Here is a 17,645-nt window from a genome sequence, read left to right as displayed (position 1 = left end):
GTCTGGTATGAAATGCCACCATATTAGGCAAATATTTTTAAAGCAATATTTGATATTGTACATTATTCATAAACTTAATGTTTAGAGATGAATAATGCCCTACCTTTGCTTTTCCATTTATCTATAATCTTTGGATTAAGGATCAACTGTTCCTTACAATCAAGAAGCATTCCGTAAAGAATATGAGCACTCTCAGGATGTAAATAATCAAGACCTGCTTTTACGAATAACCCGCCAAGCATAATCTTTTTTCTAGCGTCAGATTTACGATCAAATGTAACTGTTTTTTGTAATTGCATACGAGTATACCATAATTTCTTTGTGACTAATTTAATTAGTTTTTTCGTTTCTTGATTTTGGTTTACTGGGGATTTTAGATTTCTTGTGCACCTCTTTTAGTTCATTCAAAAAAGGATGATTTTTATTATCAACGTTTTTTGCAAACTTTAAAAATCCAATCAACAATCTATCATCAATAGTTAGAGCATTACATGCCTTAAAGATATTAAACAATTCTTCTTTACGTTTCTGAAGAAGCTGAGTTTGTTGGTTCTCTAGCTGTGCTTCTATTTTAGCTATACGATCTTTTTTAAGTTGTTGCAAGTTAGCAAGTTTAGTAGCTGTCGCAAGAGCTTTAGTTACCATGATTACCTATATCTTTAAATTTACTCTAATCTTAAGTGCTTAACACATACTGAAGTATACCAGCAAAAACAATAGGTAGTCAAGTAAAAGCAAGCATCACACATATTTCTTTTACAGATATTGCGGGGGATTGTTTAAGGGGGCAACAAGCCCCCTTAAAACCCTTTAGTGGTTAGCAAGAAGAAAGAAGTTGCAAAAGATGATAAAGTATGATGTAGTAGTAAGATTCTCGTAAGAAAACACCTAGGTATTTTGTTGACATAAAATACGTGTGCTCAGTGAGTAGTAAAATATCTATAAAGTAATAATTTTAAAAAATACTGATTGTAGTAAATGGCATCGTATCACTTTCATAGTTCATGTATACAGAGAAGCAAAGGACAAAATGCCGTTGCTTCAGCTGCGTATATTTCTGCATCAAAATTAGTGTACAAAACTATCGATAAAGAAACTGGTGAGAAAATAAGCATTACTTATGATTTCACTAAAAAGCAAGGAGTAGTATATAGCAAAATATTTTTACCTGAAGGCTTTGAAGATGCAGAATGGTTACAAGATAGACAACAGTTATGGAATGCGGTAGAGGCAAGAGAAAGAAGGGATGATTCAACTATTGCAAGAGCTATAGAATTCTCACTACCGAGAGAAGTAAGTCAGGAAGAAAATACTAAATTAGTAGAAGAGTTTGTAAAGAAGAACATAGTAGCATGTGGTTTAGTTTGTGATGTAAATATACACTATGATAATCCTGATAATCCGCATGTACATTTCCAGTTTTTAGAAAGAATATTAGAGCGTTTAGATGATGGAGTAGTAGTATTTGCAAAGAGAAAAGATGGAGAGTTATGGAAGAGAGGGTTTTTATGCAATTTGATGGAGCAATGTGCGATAGAAATTAATAAAGTATATGAAGAGGCAGGCTTACCTTATGTGATTACAGAGAAATCATTTAAGGATCGTGGAATAGATCAAATACCAAAGCTTCATATAGGACCTGCTCACCACATGAAAGCTACTGAGCTTGAGGCAAAGAATAAAGAAATAATAGCTGAGAATGCAAAGAAGGATATATGAGAATCCCGAGATAGTATTTGGTCGTATTTCATATACGAAGCCTGTGTTTACTAAAGAGGATATAGTGATAGCATTATCGGACGCTTTAATGGTGCATTTAGTATCAAAAGGCAATGATATTGCTAAGGAACAAGAAGCTATTAGAGCGTTCGGTAAAGGATTAGTTCAGGAGCAAGGTAGTAGTGCAGATGCACCACAAAATATAGATAAAAATTCAGTAGCAAGTGCAGATAATAACCCAGCGATTGAGCATCTGAACAAAGAATATGGAGAGGAGTTTTTAAGGCTTTACAATCAGCTACTGGTATCTGACAAAATAGAGCTAATGGATCAGAAAGATATGATGGGAAGAACGCTATATTCCTTGAAATCAAGAGTGAATTTAGAGCGTCACTATGTATCTGCTATAGAAGAGTTAAATGTTAAGGAAGAACATAATCTTAATATTAACAACGAGAGTTTAGAAAGAAATAGTCTCAAAGAACAAATAGCTGAATTGGTAAACACTGCAGGCGTACCCCTGCAAAATAAATTTAACGATAATATAGGAGGTAGTTTAGGCTTAAAGCTTAATGTATTTGGCAGTAAAAACCATGAGTTCAGTACTGAGCAAATAGAAGCAATCTTATCAGTATGTAACGGCTCAGATATTAGTGTACTAGAAGGTAATCCTGGAGCAGGCAAGACTTTCGTGATGAGAGAGATAGTGAGGCAGTACAAGAATGCAGGATTTAAGCGATGGCGACGGAATACTAAAAATATTGGTACATTTAAGATGCCTAAATTATGATTAATGAATATGCTATAATCCTTATCCTTTCAAGGTTTGTAAGAGGTGTGACAAGTTTTACAATTTAATAGTTATAGTCAAAAAAGACAATTTACTAAAAATTTATGCAGTTTTAAGTACATTTTATAACAAAAACCTTACTACATGACAATTTTTAGAGATGTAAGGACTAAAGGATTGAATTTTGCTGATAATTCATGATGATAACGGGGAAAGAACTTGGTTTACATATGAAAGATCATTCCGCCCCTCTAGTCGAATTATTACAAAAACATATTTCGCTTAATTTATCAAGAGCAAAATGTTTAGGATTATTTATCATTTCAATGCTTAACAGCAGGACAGTAAACATGTCATTGTTATGCAATAGAATGCCGTCTGGGATTAAAGCAGCTTCATGGTATAGAAGGATGCAAAGATTTATCTCTGAAATCTCAATATCATGGAGAGTATTACCTGTTATGTTAGTCATGATGACTGGGTTTGAGCAGGAGCAAAAATGGGTATTGTGTTTAGATAGAACGAATTGGAAATTTGGTAAACGACATATAAATATTTTATATTTAGCTGTCAGTTTTCATGGTATAGCGATCCCCCTTTTTGGAATTTTCTAAGTGATAAAAAGTGTGGTAACTCTGATTATATTGAGCGTATTGATCTGATGGAGTGTTTTTTAGAAGTTTTTGACAAAAACCGCATTGAAGCATTAACCGCTGATAGAGAATTTATAGGTAAGGAATGGCTCTCTTGGCTTAGAACAAATCAAATAAGATACGTTTTTCGAGTTAGAGAAAATAGACAATATATCAGTAATGCAAGGGGAAAAATGGTTAAAATACAAGAGTTATTTCGCCCTCTAGCCATAGGATCGCATGTGAGTTTGTCACAACGTAGAATTGGTACAAAAGGTGAAATATTTAATGTAGTAGGGATCAGAAATAAGAAGAGTGAACTTGCAGTCTTAATACATAGTGATGAGATCAAAAATCCTGCTGAGATTATATGCTCAAAGATGGCAAATTGAAACAATGTTCAAAGCTTTTAAATCAGCAGGATTCAACTGTGAAGCAACTCATATTACTAATGATTTACGATTAGATACATTGATGCAAATATTGTCTATTGCATTTTGCCTAGCTTATCAAACTGGAGAGATTATAGTTTTAGATAAACCAATAGTTATTAAAAAACATGGTTATAGGCAAAATAGTATATTTCGTGTTGGATTGGATTAGATACATTGGTTAATATCTTGTATAATATTTCTACTCAATTAGTACGTTGGATACAGCTGTTGTCCTTGATATTCCAATATCCAAAGATGATAAAATGAAAAATTGTCATGTAGTAAGAACAAAAACAATATTACTAATATCCTCGTAACCCAGTTACTATCAGCTATTCAGTTCCTCTATTAATACGAAACTCGCGTTAAATAATGGATACGCTTTAACTGGCTACAAATTGCAAGGTGAGACAGTAGACCGCATGCATGTATATTTTGACCGTTCTATTGGCTATGAAGCGTTTTTAGTTTTAATGTCACGTCATAGAGAGGAGGTGAGACTGCATGCATCCGCAAAAGAGCTGGAAAACATAGTATATCAGCGTCTTGATAGTGATGTAGAAAAAATTAGAAGGAAGTTTAAGATTAACAGCTATGAAATGCGTAATGAGACACGTATTAATTCTGCAGGAGAAGAATATACAGTTAAAGGATCGTATACCAAATAAATTTAATCTTAACCCTATAAATGATATTCAATTATTATGTCCTATGCAAAGAGGCGGGGTGGGAGCTAGATCATTAAATATTGAATTACAAAAGATACTTAATCCTAACTACAGTAGTGGCATAACTAAATTCGGTCAAATTTTTGCTATTGGAGACAAGGTTATGCAAACAGAAAATAATTATGACAAAGAAGTTTATAATGGAGATGTAGGGGTTATTAATAATATTAATGATCATGACCAAGAAATCACAATAAACTTTTATAACCGTGATGTGGTTTATGATTATAGTGATCTTGATCAAATTACCTTAGCATATGCTACTACGATACATAAATCTCAAGGTTCAGAATATCCTGCGGTAATCATTCCATTAACTATGCAAAGTTATATGATGCTTAAACGTAATTTAATTTACACTGCCATCACTCGCGGTAAGAACTTAGTAATAATAATTGGACAAAGAAAAGCACTAGCCATTGCCATTAAAGATAATAAAACTTCTTTACGTTATTCAAAACTGCAGGAATGGTTAATAACTTATTAAATGCAGAAGTTAAGATTTAATACTTAAAAGAAACTATGCAGGCTCCTGAGCAAGATAGCGATAAATAGTGGCTTTTGATAAATTAAATTCTTGCATCAGATTTTTGATTTTAATACCTTGTTCTCGTTTCTCGGAGGTGTCAGAAAGTTTGTGTAAGTTATAAAAATAGTTAAGAATAAAATTAATTAAAACAACTTACATGAGGCTAATATGAAGAATAATTTGGCAAAGAAGGAATATTTCAGGAAATTAAAAAGCAGATAGTAAATAAGATTTTAGAAAAAGAAATGGAATCTCATATAGGTTATGAGAAGCATTCTAAGAATACCAAGGAGTCAGATAATAGACGTAATGGCAATTATGAAAAGACTCTAATAGATTCCGAGGGTCATAAATTGATAGTAGAAGTGCCAAGGGATCGGGAAGGAGAATTTGAACCTCAACTAATTCCAAAAGGAGTAAGGAGATTTGAAGGATTTGATGATAAAGTAATATCTTTATATGCTAGGGGAATGACTATTCGAGAAATACAAGGGCACTTAGAAGAACTATATGCCACCAAAGTATCATCTGAGTTAATATCAAAGGTAACTGATGGCATTTTAGAGGAAGTTACTGCGTGGCAGAATAGAGCACTTGATAGTGTATATCCTATAATGTAGATTGTATTCATGTTAAGGCAAGAGACAATCATATAATAATAAATAAAGCAGTTTATCTAGATATTGGCGTGAATATAGAAGGCAAGAAGGAACTATTAGGTATTTGGATAGGCAAGAATGAAGGATCTAAATTTTGGATGCAAGTAGTAACAGAACTGAAGAATCGTGGTGTAGAACAAATATATGTTGCGTGTGTTGATGGTCTTAAAGGTTTTCCAGAAGCAATAAATAGCATTTTCCCAAAAACCACAGTACAACTGTGTATTGTTCATATGGTAAGAAACTCTGTAAAATACGTATCATATAAAGATTTAAAATTGGTAACAGCTGATTTAAAGGCAGTTTATTCTGCAATAAATGAAGCAGAGGGATTAAGAGAATTACAAAATTTTGCTAAAAAATGGGATGAAAAATATCCAGTTATTTTTGATATATGGCAGAGAAATTGGTCTGGAATAGCTCCGTTCTTTAGCTTTCCGGAAGACATTAGAAAGGCGATTTACACTACTAATGCTATTGAATCAACTAACCGTCAAATTCGTAAAATTATAAAAAATAAGGGGGTATTTCCAGATGATAAATCGATTCAGAAAATAATCTTTTTAGCATTGACAAATGCTTCTAAAAAATGGACAATGCCTATTAAGAATTGGGCCATGGCTTTAAATCAATTTGCTATACTTTGTGATACTAATTTACAAAATTGGGCAAATGGAGAAATCGTACTTACACAAAAAATCTGACAGACCCTATAAATAAAATAGCGTTTTCTGCTGTTTTAGTTGTGTAAAGCCTTAATACTCTAAGCCTTGTACAATCATCTACAGCAGTAAATTGATAACAATTTCTACGGATTTTCGTTACATCAATTTGCACTCTATCACCTGGTATGGGTCTATTATACCTTTTGTAATCATCACGCTTTCTATGTCTTTTTATTGCCGGTATATTATGCTTTTTTAGAAGTCGCCAAATAGTGGGCGGTGATAACTTAATATTATGGTTGCGGGCAAGTGTAATATTTATACGTTTCGGACCAAATTTATGCTTTTGACGTAAATTGATTACAAGCTCTTCTATATCTGCAGTAACCTTTAATTTACCGAGTTTATTAGGTCTTTGTGACTTATCTTTTAAGCCTTCTAATCCCTGCGTTTTATACCTTGTGATCCAACGATATAATGTTGATCTTGGAATACCGCAACGCCGGGCTGTTTTACTTATTGAACCTAATTGTTCATATGTTTGTATCCAAGTAGTACGAGCTTTAATTTTACGGAGTTTATTGGTCATTGTTTGATATTATGTGGATTTGATGGATAACTTTTTAAGTTACCCACAACTCCACATAATCTCTTTTTTTTAAAATTATTTTTTGTAGCGTTTCTATTGATACTTCACAGGTAATTTAGATTTTATCTTTTTATTGCTTTGCATATACCACTTTTTGTTGATTTATATAGGGCATATTCTTTCGAGAATTTTAAAATGTTAATGGCATCATAATATCTAAAATCTCAGGTTTTGTGTAAACTGATAAACATGTTACACAGATGCGACAGAACCCGTTTTGGGTCAGTTTTTGAGGTATTTTGGTAAAATTATCTTATGATTTTTTAATCGTATAAGTATTATTATACGTTGTGATATCACCAAATTGATCGCATCATTTTTTTGATTATCCAGTAGTTATTGCCAATTATTTTAATTAAATACCATAAAGTACTAACTGCTGATATAAAATATAAAACTATAATCATTAAGTTTATAATATTAAAAATAAAAGTACTGTATGAGTCATCATAAGCATTTGTATATAAATAAGCAAAAAAAATACAACAGATAAAAGATAAAAAATAAAAAATACAGTTTTAGGTTGTAAAATTCAATTCTTAAGTACTTAATGTGTTTTAAGTTGCTGATTTTTTCCATATACCAACAAATATTAAAGCTAGCAAGCAATATAACCAATTTCAGCATACTATTTATTGGAGTGATTTCTATTGCTTGCAAAAAGCTTATAATACTAAAAATAAAATATACTATTAGAATAATTTTTTTTAAGCATTATTTTACCTAAGTTAATTTTTATAATTTACATTATCTCACATCCTGCAATATCATGATGTTCACCCCCCATTTTGCTGCATAGATAGTAGCAGCAGCTGCATCATTTTTAGGCATATGTTGATAGTATGGGTCATTTAATGTTTGTTGTGCCATATGTTTTTGAAAACAAGGATCAGTTGCTGCTTTGATTACTGGTTTCACTGCACAATTAGGGATGGATGGTTTCGCAACACAACTTACTATACTTTTTGTTAATCTCTTGGAATCAAAATTACATACTGGATTATTATTGTTCATAAAAAACCTCTATTCAATGATATTTAACACAGTACTTCCATAAAAATAAATATCCATTCTAGATATAAAACTGGTAAGTATTTTTATTGCAACACTTTTATTAATCAAGCTAACGAAAAAGGGCATGAAAATTGGGAAAATTTAACTACATGATCTGTCAACAGTATTCCGGACAGTTTTTTACGCACATTTTTGTATTTTTTCGTTTATTGTACTGGTGATAGATAATCGTTAGCAGAATGCATTCTTATACTCTATATCACAGAGCTTGGCAATAGATGCGACAGAACCTCATATTCTCATCTTCCGGGTAAAGGAAGGGTACAATGAGTCTTGTATTAAAGTAGAACCCAGAGGATGGATTCTACTGTTTACATTATATAATATAGTTTTTTAAGTTACTTTAATTTTTTTAGCTTTACTTTGCTCTTTTTTAGGTATTTTAATAGATAAGATACCATTCTTAAATTGTGCTTCTATATGTTCTTCATCAATATTAGATGGTAAACTAATAGAACGGTAGAAAGAGCCATAATATCGTTCTTGCATATGATAATTGTGATCTTTCTTTTCAGAAGATTGTTCTTTTTTACCTTCAATAGTTAGGATGTTACTGTCTATTTTAAGATCAATATTATCTTGTGTGACGCCTGGTAATTCCATTTCTAGACYATAATCAGAGTCATTTTCAATAATATCAGTTCTWGGTGATAAYAYTCTWTCGTTGTAAGAGSAAGGATARGMMAAAWGAAGMTATTTCATTAAARAAGTTAKTAAARACATCATCAATATAGCTTCTTTTATTAGAGTTATTTTGTAGTTCTGATTTATTTCTAATACGTGGTAAATTAAAAGCCATAAAACCTCCTATTAAATAAAGTTAAACAAGTTCAAATATTAACAGTACTGCAATGAGTAAAAATAATTATTTATTATTCTCATCATTGAATTGGTATTTCTTTTGCATCTTGGTCTTTGATTGCAATTCTAGGCAAAGTAATAGTCAAAATGCCATTTTTTAACTGAGATGCGATAGCCTTTTGATCWATATCATCATATAGAGACATAACATAATTAAATTTTTTATTTAAATGATCAGTAGCACTATTTGCTTTAGTATCGTCAATTTTACCTTCAATAAAAAGCTTATGATTATTTACTTTAAGTTTAATGTGACTTTTATCATAGCCTGGTACTTCTAGGACTAGGATATATTGTTTGTCTTGAGGAATGAATTTACTTTTTATAGCACTTGAGTCATAGATAGATAATCTATCATCAAATATACTATTCCAGTAATAATCAAAGGCAGAGAAAGGACGATTAATAAAATCTAATGGATGACGTAAATAAATAGTATAATGATTATTATTTGATGTTTTTTTATCCTCAGCCGCAATTGCTGGATTGACCAATAAAATGACAGTAATGCAAGTTATTAAATATAATTTAATATTGTTGTATAACATAATTATCTTCTTTTACTTCAATTTGACTATATAACATATAAGGTTAATTTATAGAATCTATAGAATAGTAACATAATTATATATCTTTAGATATAGTTTTAGAATAGAAAAATTCAAGTAATTATTGCTGACGTTTATATCCTCCGAGGAATCTAATAAGGTGTAGAAATAGGTTAATAAAGTCTAGATATAAGTTAAAAGCAGCTACAATAGACATTTTTTGTGCTAAATGATTGTCAGTATTAGTGAAGTAGAAAGATTTAATTTTTTGAGTATCCCAGACTATTAGTCCAATAAAGATGATTACTCCTAGAAAAGAAGAAGCAAAATATACAGCAGGACTTTGTAAGAAAAGATTAATAAGTGAAGTAAGCAGTAAACCGACAAGTCCCATTAAAAAGAAAGAACCCCAAGAAGTAAGATCCTTATTAGTGTTATATCCATATAAGCTCATCATACCAAAGACAGCAGCACAGATAAAGAAAGTTCTAGCAATAGATACAGCAGTATAAATAAGGAATAAGTAAGATAGAGACATGCCCACTAGCACTGCGTATATCCAGAATAAGATTTGTGCCAATTGAATAGATAATTTAGAGAAGCCAAAGAAGAAATATAAAGCAATAGCTAGAGGAGCAAAAGCAATAATAGAGCCAACAGCAGTGTTAAACATCAAATTTGCAAGTGGTGTCCAAGAAATTGTGATAATAGCAGTACTACCAGTTAATAGCAGAGCTGCAGCCATAAGGTTATAAACCTTTAACATAAATTGTCTCAGACCTTCATCATGAGTTTTAGAGGTAGTATGTGTAGTAGTAGTGTAATCAATCATAGGTAAAAATTGTTGAATATATGTTTATAATTCAAATTATAAATATAATAATAAGATTTTTTAGTTTCAAGGTTATTTATTACTCTTTTTATTAAGAGCAATAATGTTTAGAGTTAAGGATTAGAAATATTTATCGAATAGGAATATGAGTAAAGAGATGAGGATACTAAATAGGAGGCAAGAGGTTAGAGGGCAGAAAAAAGAGAAGTTACCTTTTTGAAAGAAAAAGTCACCTGGTAGACGTCCAAGTTTAAGATAAGGGATGAGAGGATAGATAAGTCCAATGGTGGTTATGAGTAATCCAAGTATTATGAAGAATTTCTGCATATAAGAACCTGACAATTATAGTTAATAATTATTTTATAAGGAGTGATTGTCCTTTGATTTTCCATTTATCAATAATTTTAGGATTAAGTATTAATTGCTCTTTACAATCGAGTAGCATTCCGTAGAGAATATGGGCATTATTTGGGTGCAGATAATCAAGACCTGCTTTGACAAATAACCCCAAAGCATAATCTTTTTTCTGCTATCTGCTTTACGATCAAAGGTGGTAGCTTTTTGATATTGCATACGAGTATACCATAGTTTTTTTACAATAGATTTAATCAGTTTTGGTGTTGTCTGATTTTGGTTTACTGGGTATTTTGTTTTTTTGACTAAGCTCCTTGAATTCATTTAAAATAGGATGATTTTTATTATCAGGATTCTTTACAAACTTTAAGAAACCAATTAACGATTTGTCGTCTATTGTTAGAGAGCTGTAGGCTTGAAACAAATTAAATAATTCCTCTTTACGTTTTTGCAGTAACTGAGTTTTTTGTTTTAAAAATTCAGCTTCTATTTTAGCAATACGATCTTTTTTAAGTTGTTGCAAATTAGCAAGTTTAGTGGTTGTTGGGAGAGGTTTAGTGACCATGATTACCTATAACTTTTAAATTCACTCTAATCTCAAGTGTTTGATACTAAACTAGTATACCGGCAATAATAATCAATAGTCAATGATAATAAAGCATCATACATATTTCTTTTACAGATATTGCGGGGGATCTTTTAAGGGGGCTTGCTGCCCCCTTAAAACCCCTAGTACAGCAAACAGAAAAAAATAGTATGAAGAAATCGTGAAGCATAGTAGTAAGATTCTTGTAAGAATACACTTTCGCGTTTTGTGCTAACAAAACGCTGTGCGCTGTGTGTCGGGCATGGCACTATTATAGAAAGTTCAAGTCTTTTATGGGCCTATCTGGTAGGAACCATTAGCTGAGGCAAGGGTGTCTGAGGCGACTCAGAATCTGAAGGAAGTTGATGGCAAAAGGTTGGTTGCAACGTACAGAAATAAGATAGAAGGCTTTCACTGATGGGGAATGTAGCAGCCGGATACAGAATCCCAATATCCAGACGTAATTAGTGAGGGTAGATCTTATGTAATCGCCGGGAATAATAGTGTCTTACCCCGAGAGATCTTATAGTTTGCTTTCACAGCTAGATATAAAGGAATTTATATTAATGAACTATAAGAAGTCAGCAGAAGGCATAGTAGGTATGGGAACATACTGAAGGCCTGAGTTTGTTAAGATTAAGGAGTAGACTGTGACTGCTTGTGATAAACTTAAAGTGCAGATGAAAAAGTATAGGGCAACCTAGATGCCAGATGGAAAAGAATATAACGTAATTATATGAATACTATGATGGAGCATATGGTAGATCCAGCGCAGCAACAGAATCAAGCCTTAACGAAAACGTTAATGGAGGAGATATGTAGTCAAGAGAACATGAATCGAGCTTATAAAAGAGTTGTCTCTAATAAAGGAGCACCAGGGATTGATGGGATGAAAGTAGATGAATTATCTAACTGGATTAAGGTGAACAAAGAATTTCTTATTAACAAACTATTAGACGGTACATACTCTCCACAACCAGTGAAGAAAGTTATGATACCAAAACCTAATGGTGGACAAAGAATGCTAGGTATACCAGCAGTCATAGATAGATTAGTACAGCAAGCTATCTTGCAAATACTTGAACCAATAATTGATCCTCATTTTTCATGCAATAGTTACGGATTTAGAAGCGGCAAAAGTGCTCATCAAGCATTAAAAGCTGCCCAAGAGTATGTAGCTGACAAAAGGACATATGTTGTGGATATCGATATCGAAAAGTTTTTCGATAGAGTAAATCATGACATGGTTATGGTGCGTTTAGCTAAATATGTAAAAGATAAGAGATTACTGCAAATAGTTGGCAAGTTTTTACGATCAGGAATTATGGATGGTGAAACATACATAAAACGTACCGAAGGAACTCCACAAGGTGGTGCTTTATCACCATTATTAGCTAACATTATGTTAGACGATCTAGATAAAGAACTAGAGAAACGCGGCCACAAATTCTGTCGCTACGCAGATGATTGTGTGCCACGAGTGCAAAGGAAGTTACATGAAGCCATATAATGTAAATTGAATTTGTACGTAACTATATAAGAGATGGAAGTAGGCCTTCCGAAGCCGTTTTACAGGAAAAGGCTTCAAACCACTCTAAGCTGCGTTGGTAAAGAGCCAAGGTGGTGAGCGTTAGAGAAAAGGTATCTTGCAAGGTATCAGGTAAGAATTAAGGAGATGAAGCGATTAAACCACTGCTGAAGTGTCGAAAGCGTATAGATGAGATCAAAACTGAGGGGTAGTCGTTAACTCAGGATAAATTTGGCGGAAACCTGTTTACTGGTCAAGTGGTCTCCGGCATAGAGGTGGCATGAACTTGATTTAGGCTCTTATGTGGAACGTGGGAACTTGTGTATTGATGCAAAGGGAGCGATGCAAGTGGAAGCCCCACGAGTATCTGAGTACCAAAGCAGTACATAGGGGTGGATTGGCTCGTAGTAGTGATGAAGCTGTTGAAAGGCAGTGGAGCAAAGGGGCTGAGTTATCCGTTTTATTGATTAGTCAACTAATAAGAATTGGGAGGAGCTAAATTGAATAAAACAAAACCATTTTGTATTTCCAATAAAAGTATTATGGCAGCTTGGGAAAGAGTTAAAGCGAACAAAGGTTCCTATGGGGTTGATGAAGAATCAATTGAAGATTTTGCATTAAACTTAAAGGATAACCTTTATAAGTTATGGAACCGGATGTCATCTGGTACATATTTTCCTCCACCTGTAAAGGCGGTAGAAATAGCAAAATCAGATGGGAGCAAACGCTTGTTAGGTATTCCAACTGTGGCAGATAGAATTGCACAAGCAGTGGTTAAAGATCAGCTTGAGCAATTAGTGGAGCCAAAATTTCATGAAGATTCTTATGGATATCGTCCTAAGAAATCAGCATTGGATGCAGTTGGAGTAGCAAGGCAGCGATGTTGGCAGCAAGATTGGTGTATTGATCTGGACATCAAGAATTTCTTCGATAGTTTGGATCATCAGTTAATGATGAAAGCCATAAGATTTCATAGCGAGGAGAAGTGGATCCATCTTTATGTGGAGCGGTGGCTTAAAGCCCCTTTACAATTGGAGAGTGGAGAACTGATAGAAAGGCAGTCTGGTACTCCTCAGGGAGGAGTAGCGAGTCCTTTGTTGGCAAATATTTTCATGCATCATGCATTTGATAATTGGATGAGAAGGCACTATCCGGAAGTAAGGTTTGAGCGTTTTGCAGATGATATTTTAGCACATTGCAGTTCACAAAAGCAGGCTAAGAAAGTACTGGAGGAGATTAAGATTAGACTAAAAGAGTGTGGTCTTGAACTACACCCAGAAAAGACAAAAATAGTGTATTGTAAAGATGATGATCGAGGAGGCTCTTATGAGTATGAAAGCTTTGATTTTCTTGGCTATACATTTAGACCACGATTATCAATGAATAAATATGGTAAAACTTTTGTTAACTTTTCACCTGCAATTAGTAAGCAAGCTGCAAACCGTATCAGAAAGGAGATAAGGAGTTGGAGAATACATCTGCGAAGTGATAAAACTATTACTGACCTAGCGAGGATGTTTAATGCACATGTACAAGGATGGGTAAATTATTATGGACGATATTATAAATCGGCTATGTATCCATTTTTACGTAATATGGAGCGTTTTCTAACACGTTGGGTAATGAGGAAATACAAAAGATTCCAAGGTTATAAGAAACGAGCAAGGAATTGGTTAGGGTGTGTGCGAAAGCGTGAACCTAGACTATTTGTTCATTGGAGGTTAGGCCTTGGATCAAGGTTTGGATAATGGGAGCGGTGTAAGCTGAGAGGTTTACGCACCGTTCTGCGAGAGACTGAAGGGGAGGTTCCTTCGGTCTATTCACCGTAATGTATATGTATGTAGCAAAGCTGCTGCGGAAAGAGTATTAGAATCAATTAAGCATTATATCGAAAATAAGCTAAAACTACGTGTAAATTCAAACAAAAGTGGTGCTATTAAAGCTACAGAATGTACTTTTCTTGGTTATAAGTTTGGAAGAAGAGCTAGTCTTGTAGCATCAGAGAAGAGTTTAAAAGAGCTAAAATTTAAACTAAGGAATCTGACTAGTAGAACACTGGGTAGGAAATTAAATACGGTTATAGCTGATATAAATCTTATTCTATGTGGATGGATGGCCTACTTTCATTTGGACAAGCGCAAGAATAAATATGCAGAAATAGATGGGATAAGAAGGCGTGTTAGATGTTACCGTCTCAAACAACGCAAGGGAGGAAAATCACTTGCCAAATGGTTAATACATATTCTGTCCTTGGCTTCTTTGTATATGTCTTGGTGCAAATGAACATGAGGCGTGGTGTCTCTCTGCATCCGGAAAAGGTTGGTGGAGACTATCTAGTACTAAACCAGTCTCTGCGACACTCAATAATCGTTGGATTCATGGGCTTGGCATTATCTCATTACAGAAAGAACGTGATCGTTTAAATGCTTAAGAAAAACCGCCGTATGCGACAACGCATGTACGGTGGTGTGAGAGGACGAGGTCGTAAGACCTCTCCTACTCGCTCAGTGAGTAGCACAATATCTGTAAAGTATTAATAATAAGATTATCTCTTTATCAATGGCGACATACCACTTTCATAGTTCACATATACAAAGAAGCCAAGGACAGAATGCAGTTGCTAAGGCAGCGTATATTTCTGCTTCAAAGTTAGTGTATAAAACTATAGATAAAGAAAGTGGAGAAGCTATTAGTATTACTTATGATTTTAGCAAAAAACAAGGAGTAGTATATAGTAAGATATTTGTACCTAAAGAATTTCAGGATATAGCATGGTTAAAAGATAGAGAGTCATTATGGAATGCAGCTGAAGCAAGAGAGAGAAGAGCTGATTCAAGGCCTGGTGCTGAGATAGAATTTGCATTGCCTAAAGAAGTAAATAAGGAAGATAATATTAGATTAGATTAGATTAGATTAGTTGAGGAATATGTTCAAAAATGGATAGTATCACGAGGCATAGTATGTGACGTTAATATTCACTATGACAATCCTGATAATCCACATGTGCATATACAGTATTTAACAAGAAGGTTAGGGCGTTTAGAGAATGGGGAAGTAGTAATTGGAAAGGTAAAAGATAGAGAGTTAGAAAGTCCAAGAGTCTTATATTTTCTAAGAGAAGAATGTGAGATAGCAACTAATAAGCTGTATGAGGAAGTAGGTTTACCATTTAGAGTCAGTAGTAAGTCATATAAAGCACTTGGTATAGATCAAGAGCCGACCAAGCATAGAGGAGTAACTAATCATATGCAAGGCACGGAGTTAGAAGAAAAAAACAAAGAAATAATAGCTGAGAATGCAAAGAAGATATATGAAAATCCTGAGATAGTATTTGGTCGTATTTCATATACAAAGCCAGTGTTTACTAAAGAAGATATAGCTATAGCATTATCAGATGCTTTGATGGTGCATCTAGTATCGAAAGGCAGTAATGTTGCTAAGGAACAAGAAGCTATTAGAGAGTTTGGTAAGGGACTCGTTCAGGAGTGTAGTAGTAGTGAAAATGCGTCACAAAATATAGAGAATAATTCAGTAGCAAATACGGCTAACGACCAAGCAGATAGTAGAGCTAACAACCCAGCTATCGAGCATCTGAACAAAGAATACGGAGAAGAGTTCTTAAGACTCTATAATCAGCTATTGATATCTGACAAGATAGAGCTGATGGATCAAAAAGATTTGATGGGAAGAACGCTATACTCCTTAAAATCTAGAGTAAATTTAGAGCGTCGTTATATATCTGCTATAGAAGAGTTAAATGCTAAGGAAGAGCATAATCTTAATATTAACGCTGAGAGTTTAGAAAGAAATAGTCTCAAAGAACAAATAGGCGATTTGGTAAATGTAGTAGGAGCAAACCTACAAAATAAATTTAACGATAAAATAGGAGGTAGTTTAGGCTTAAAGCTTAATGTATTTGGCAGTAAGAACTACGTGTTCAGTAGTGAGCAGATTGACGCAATCTTGTCTGTCTGCAACGGCTCAGATATCAGCGTACTCGAAGGAAATCCTGGAGCTGGTAAGACTTTTGTAATGAGAGAGATAGTACGGCAGTACAAGAAGGAAGGATTTAAGGTGGTAGGTACTGGACCAAGTAGTGTATCTGCCAAGGTAGTTAGCAGAAATGCTGGAATTAAAGCCGATAATACGAGTTTGCTTCGTAAGAAAATCACAGAATCTAAAGGAGCAAACTTTAAGATAGATTTAAGCAGCAAATATTATGAGGAAGAGGAATATTTCAAATCTCTTGGATGTGATTCAGTATTTAACTTTATGCGTCAAGATGTGCTGGATAGTAAAACAGTACTGATTGTTGATGAGGCAAGTATGATAGAGCTTGCTAATATGGACTATTTAGCCCATGAGGTACTCAGAGTTAAGGCAAAGTTAGTGCTTGTTGGAGATAACAACCAGTTTACAGCTGTCGGAATGACTGGAGCGTTCAACAAAGCACGCAAGATTGCTGGGATAACGCTGTTGCTGAAAGTTTCTTTCATACTATAAAAACAGAATTAGTGTATCAACATAAATTTAAAACTAGGGAGGAAGCAAAACATGCCATATTTGAATATATAGAGGTATTTTATAATCGTATAAGAATGCATTCTGCTAACGATTATCTATCACCAGTAAAATACGAAGAAATACAAAAATGTACATAACAAACTATCCAGAAAAGTGTTGACAGATCAGGATGGACTAAATAACTTTTGCAACTAAATTCTTCTATTATACTCATATATTAATGATCCAGCGTACAAGTGATTGTATTAATAAATCTATAACTCTAAAGGCAACATGGTATAAAAAATTTAAAATAAGAGGCCTATTGTTAGCAACGGATAAAAATTGATACAGTTGCTCTTCCTAGCACGATCCATGTTTAGATGCAACAGAACCATCTTTCTATAATTGACAGTGACATTTATTTTGCAAGGTGGTAGAAACTTTTATACCATGGCTCAAATTCTTTATAAAAATCATCGACGAAACAGAATAAACTATGGTAATCTATATTCATTAGACTTCTTTCGAAACTAATTATTTGAAACTAAAAT

24 protein-coding genes and 2 pseudogenes are annotated in these 17,645 nt (G+C 33.5%); 15 read left to right on the top strand and 11 right to left on the bottom strand.

Going from position 1 to position 17,645, the window contains the following annotated elements:
- Window positions 1-74: 74 nt before the first annotated feature.
- Window positions 75-299, bottom strand: a complete 225-nt coding sequence (locus REIS_RS09860) for a conjugal transfer protein TraD (RefSeq protein WP_008581517.1) — start codon at window positions 297-299, stop codon at window positions 75-77.
- 31 nt (window positions 300-330) lie between these two features.
- Entirely contained in the window at window positions 331-645 is a 315-nt protein-coding gene (locus REIS_RS09855; RefSeq protein WP_008581516.1) for a hypothetical protein, read from the bottom strand.
- Window positions 646-978: 333 nt separating this feature from the next.
- Here REIS_RS09855 and REIS_RS16155 point away from each other — a divergent pair, with 333 nt between their 5' ends.
- The 7 genes from REIS_RS16155 (at window position 979) to REIS_RS09830 (ending at window position 4,790) form a co-directional block, all read left to right on the top strand.
- A complete protein-coding gene (locus REIS_RS16155) occupies window positions 979-1,719 on the top strand; it encodes a MobA/MobL family protein (protein ID WP_008581515.1) in 741 nt (246 codons plus the stop codon).
- Complete coding sequence (locus tag REIS_RS16150) at window positions 1,700-2,509, top strand: AAA family ATPase (protein WP_241760972.1); 810 nt, start codon at window positions 1,700-1,702, stop codon at window positions 2,507-2,509. The genes REIS_RS16155 and REIS_RS16150 overlap by 20 nt, the downstream gene beginning before the upstream one ends.
- Before the next feature lie 197 nt (window positions 2,510-2,706).
- A complete protein-coding gene (locus REIS_RS09845) occupies window positions 2,707-3,123 on the top strand; it encodes a hypothetical protein (protein WP_008579269.1) in 417 nt (138 codons plus the stop codon).
- Between the two features lie 47 nt (window positions 3,124-3,170).
- The gene (locus REIS_RS16600; RefSeq protein ID WP_008579487.1) at window positions 3,171-3,533 is read left to right on the top strand and encodes a transposase; all 363 of its coding nucleotides are present in this window, start codon (window positions 3,171-3,173) and stop codon (window positions 3,531-3,533) included.
- 4 nt (window positions 3,534-3,537) lie between these two features.
- Window positions 3,538-3,744, top strand: a complete 207-nt coding sequence (locus REIS_RS16595; protein WP_008581514.1) for a hypothetical protein — start codon at window positions 3,538-3,540, stop codon at window positions 3,742-3,744.
- Window positions 3,745-4,069: 325 nt separating this feature from the next.
- The gene (locus REIS_RS16145; RefSeq protein WP_241760971.1) at window positions 4,070-4,243 is read left to right on the top strand and encodes a hypothetical protein; all 174 of its coding nucleotides are present in this window, start codon (window positions 4,070-4,072) and stop codon (window positions 4,241-4,243) included.
- A complete protein-coding gene (locus REIS_RS09830) occupies window positions 4,182-4,790 on the top strand; it encodes an ATP-dependent RecD-like DNA helicase (protein WP_233466374.1) in 609 nt (202 codons plus the stop codon). The genes REIS_RS16145 and REIS_RS09830 overlap by 62 nt, the downstream gene beginning before the upstream one ends.
- Window positions 4,791-4,823: 33 nt before the next feature.
- On the opposite strand, the gene REIS_RS16140 is transcribed toward REIS_RS09830, so the two are convergent.
- Window positions 4,824-4,886, bottom strand: coding sequence for a hypothetical protein (locus REIS_RS16140; protein WP_083787819.1), 63 nt, complete (start codon window positions 4,884-4,886; stop codon window positions 4,824-4,826).
- 140 nt (window positions 4,887-5,026) lie between these two features.
- Between REIS_RS16140 and REIS_RS17620 the strand changes: the two genes are divergently transcribed.
- Together REIS_RS17620 and REIS_RS17615 are read left to right on the top strand one after the other, a co-directional pair.
- Window positions 5,027-5,452 carry a transposase gene (locus tag REIS_RS17620; RefSeq protein WP_371256185.1) on the top strand — a complete coding sequence of 142 codons (426 nt, stop codon included), beginning with the start codon at window positions 5,027-5,029 and terminating at the stop codon, window positions 5,450-5,452.
- A complete protein-coding gene (locus REIS_RS17615) occupies window positions 5,437-6,195 on the top strand; it encodes an IS256 family transposase (protein ID WP_083787817.1) in 759 nt (252 codons plus the stop codon). Before REIS_RS17620 ends, REIS_RS17615 begins: the two co-directional genes overlap by 16 nt.
- On the opposite strand, the gene REIS_RS09820 is transcribed toward REIS_RS17615, so the two are convergent.
- The 8 genes from REIS_RS09820 to REIS_RS09790 form a co-directional block, all read right to left on the bottom strand.
- Entirely contained in the window at window positions 6,179-6,745 is a 567-nt protein-coding gene (locus REIS_RS09820; protein ID WP_008581510.1) for a helix-turn-helix domain-containing protein, read from the bottom strand. The two genes, REIS_RS17615 and REIS_RS09820, sit on opposite strands and share 17 nt — an antisense overlap.
- An 807-nt stretch (window positions 6,746-7,552) precedes the next feature.
- Window positions 7,553-7,819: a hypothetical protein gene (locus REIS_RS09815; RefSeq protein ID WP_008581509.1), complete on the bottom strand. Its 267-nt coding sequence runs from the start codon at window positions 7,817-7,819 to the stop codon at window positions 7,553-7,555.
- Between the two features lie 393 nt (window positions 7,820-8,212).
- Window positions 8,213-8,482 carry an Hsp20/alpha crystallin family protein gene (locus REIS_RS16135; RefSeq protein WP_241760970.1) on the bottom strand — a complete coding sequence of 90 codons (270 nt, stop codon included), beginning with the start codon at window positions 8,480-8,482 and terminating at the stop codon, window positions 8,213-8,215.
- 278 nt (window positions 8,483-8,760) lie between these two features.
- Window positions 8,761-9,273, bottom strand: coding sequence for an Hsp20/alpha crystallin family protein (locus REIS_RS09805; protein ID WP_371256181.1), 513 nt, complete (start codon window positions 9,271-9,273; stop codon window positions 8,761-8,763).
- Window positions 9,274-9,409: 136 nt separating this feature from the next.
- Window positions 9,410-10,120, bottom strand: coding sequence for a Bax inhibitor-1/YccA family protein (locus REIS_RS09800; protein WP_008581398.1), 711 nt, complete (start codon window positions 10,118-10,120; stop codon window positions 9,410-9,412).
- Window positions 10,121-10,240: 120 nt separating this feature from the next.
- Window positions 10,241-10,447, bottom strand: coding sequence for a DUF2905 domain-containing protein (locus tag REIS_RS13625; RefSeq protein WP_081819187.1), 207 nt, complete (start codon window positions 10,445-10,447; stop codon window positions 10,241-10,243).
- A gap of 28 nt (window positions 10,448-10,475) precedes the next feature.
- Window positions 10,476-10,631 carry a conjugal transfer protein TraD gene (locus REIS_RS09795; protein ID WP_008581506.1) on the bottom strand — a complete coding sequence of 52 codons (156 nt, stop codon included), beginning with the start codon at window positions 10,629-10,631 and terminating at the stop codon, window positions 10,476-10,478.
- A gap of 93 nt (window positions 10,632-10,724) precedes the next feature.
- A complete protein-coding gene (locus tag REIS_RS09790) occupies window positions 10,725-11,039 on the bottom strand; it encodes a hypothetical protein (protein ID WP_008581504.1) in 315 nt (104 codons plus the stop codon).
- Window positions 11,040-11,805: 766 nt separating this feature from the next.
- On the opposite strand from REIS_RS09790, the gene ltrA (REIS_RS09785) reads away from it, so the two are divergent.
- The 6 genes and pseudogenes from ltrA (REIS_RS09785) to REIS_RS13615 form a co-directional block, all read left to right on the top strand.
- On the top strand, window positions 11,806-12,570 hold the full coding sequence (gene ltrA / locus REIS_RS09785) for a group II intron reverse transcriptase/maturase (protein ID WP_241760969.1): 765 nt from the start codon (window positions 11,806-11,808) through the stop codon (window positions 12,568-12,570).
- A gap of 518 nt (window positions 12,571-13,088) precedes the next feature.
- Window positions 13,089-14,336 carry a group II intron reverse transcriptase/maturase gene (ltrA, locus tag REIS_RS09775; RefSeq protein WP_037214589.1) on the top strand — a complete coding sequence of 416 codons (1,248 nt, stop codon included), beginning with the start codon at window positions 13,089-13,091 and terminating at the stop codon, window positions 14,334-14,336.
- A 46-nt stretch (window positions 14,337-14,382) separates the two neighbouring features.
- The gene (locus REIS_RS17610; RefSeq protein WP_152540778.1) at window positions 14,383-14,871 is read left to right on the top strand and encodes a group II intron maturase-specific domain-containing protein; all 489 of its coding nucleotides are present in this window, start codon (window positions 14,383-14,385) and stop codon (window positions 14,869-14,871) included.
- Window positions 14,872-15,147: 276 nt separating this feature from the next.
- A pseudogene (locus REIS_RS17605) lies at window positions 15,148-15,771 on the top strand (MobA/MobL family protein); the annotation flags it as partial.
- Window positions 15,772-15,834: 63 nt separating this feature from the next.
- Entirely contained in the window at window positions 15,835-17,091 is a 1,257-nt protein-coding gene (locus tag REIS_RS09770; protein WP_371256184.1) for an AAA family ATPase, read from the top strand.
- Window positions 17,046-17,249: pseudogene (locus tag REIS_RS13615) on the top strand (IS3 family transposase); the annotation flags it as partial. The gene REIS_RS09770 and the pseudogene REIS_RS13615, both read left to right, overlap by 46 nt.
- Between the last annotated feature and the right edge of the window lie 396 nt (window positions 17,250-17,645).

This window comes from Rickettsia endosymbiont of Ixodes scapularis, from assembly GCF_000160735.1.
Lineage (GTDB): Bacteria > Pseudomonadota > Alphaproteobacteria > Rickettsiales > Rickettsiaceae > Rickettsia > Rickettsia tamurae.
This window is presented reverse-complemented; position numbering and strand designations above follow the sequence as displayed.